The organism is Komagataeibacter xylinus (assembly GCF_004302915.1).
In the GTDB taxonomy this organism is placed as follows: Bacteria; Pseudomonadota; Alphaproteobacteria; order Acetobacterales; family Acetobacteraceae; genus Komagataeibacter; species Komagataeibacter xylinus_C.
Map to the genome: position 1 here is coordinate 1 of NZ_QQBI01000091.1, position 1,457 is coordinate 1,457.

The 1,457-nt window shown below is 53.1% G+C and carries 1 protein-coding gene; it reads right to left on the reverse strand.

Annotated elements, in window-relative coordinates; genetic code table 11:
* Positions 1-344: 344 nt before the first annotated feature.
* On the reverse strand, positions 345-1,376 hold the full coding sequence (locus DV027_RS17245; protein WP_014106769.1) for an IS110 family RNA-guided transposase: 1,032 nt from the start codon (positions 1,374-1,376) through the stop codon (positions 345-347).
* Between the last annotated feature and the right edge of the window lie 81 nt (positions 1,377-1,457).

Genomic DNA, 1,457 nt, shown 5'->3' on the forward strand with positions numbered 1-1,457 from the left:
CTTATGTGGACGGCCTTTACGATGCAAGAGGTCACATTGATTGCATTGTCGTATCTTTCTTCTGCGTATTTTCGCTCCAGCGAAATGCACTGATACTGTCATGATGTGGAGATCCGGTCAGATGCGCCCTTATGTCCGGCCTGTTTATGCGAAATCCTTCGCTGGCCATCATGGGTGTTCGCTTGCGTGTCAGGCACCAATCTGGATCTCGTGCTCAATGGCACATGGGGACATTCGGTATTGCCTGAACTGCTTCTGATTACAGTCTTTCCCATCACGCGGTCAGTGCATACTGCCGGATCTACCGGAGCTTATTCCGGTATCCATCATCCTGGTGGTACATGTCAGACTATAGCGACACTGCGACCGGCCGGACGATAGATCTCTTTGCGCGACAACAAAACCCAGATGATCCGGGCCAGCTTGTTGGCTAACGCCACGGTTGCCAGACGGCCCGGGCGACGTTCCAGAAGCTTGCAAAGCCATACTCCCGCAGCGCTATCCCATTTCTGTGCGCGGTAAAGCATGGATGTTGCGCCCAGAACGAGCATCTTTCTTATTTCCCGGTTGCCCGTTTTGGTAATTCTGCCCAATCGGGTTTTTCCGCCCGATGAATGCTGGCGCGGTACGAGACCAAGCCAGGCTGCGAAGTGCCGGGCCGTATCGAAGGCCCCAATATCGGTAACAGACGCGACAATCAGGGAGGCGGTTACCGGACCAATGCCCGGGATGGTCAAAAGACGGCGAGCATCTTCATCCTGTTTGGCATGTGTCCGGATACCTCCTTCCAGGTTTTCTATGCTTTCGTTCAGTCGACCATACTGTTCAAAGAGCAGCATGGTTGTCTGTTTCAGGGCATCAGGCAGATTGGATGAGGTTTCGATTTTCGCCAGAAGTTCGGGGAGACGGGCATTTCCAAGGGGAACAATCAAACCGAATTCCGCTGCAAGTGCACGCAACGCATTCACCAGCATCGTTTGCTGTTTGACCAGAAGGGTACGAGTTGAGTGCAGCGATAACAGGCTTTGCTGCTCCCGATTTTTAATCGGGACGAAGCGCGTGTCGGGATGGATCGCGGCAAGACAAATCGCGGCGGCATCAACAGCATCGTTTTTCTTGCCACGTTTGACAAATGGTTTGACCATTTCAGGGGGAATGAGTTTTACCTCATGACCGGTGTCACGGATGACACGAGCCCAGTGATGCGACGTGCTACAGGCTTCGAGTACGACCAGGCAGCGCTCCAGCTTTTCAAAGAATGAGATAACTTCACTCCGCCCGAGTTTCTTCTTGAGCAGACATTTTCCGCTTGCGTCCGTGCCATGCACTTGAAAAACAGACTTGGCGATATCCAGGCCGATTATGGTAACTTTCATCCGGGCGGTCTCCTCTGAATGGTCTTCCGACCTCATCATGGCACATTGATGTCGCATGGAGGCCGTCCACCCCATCTGGAT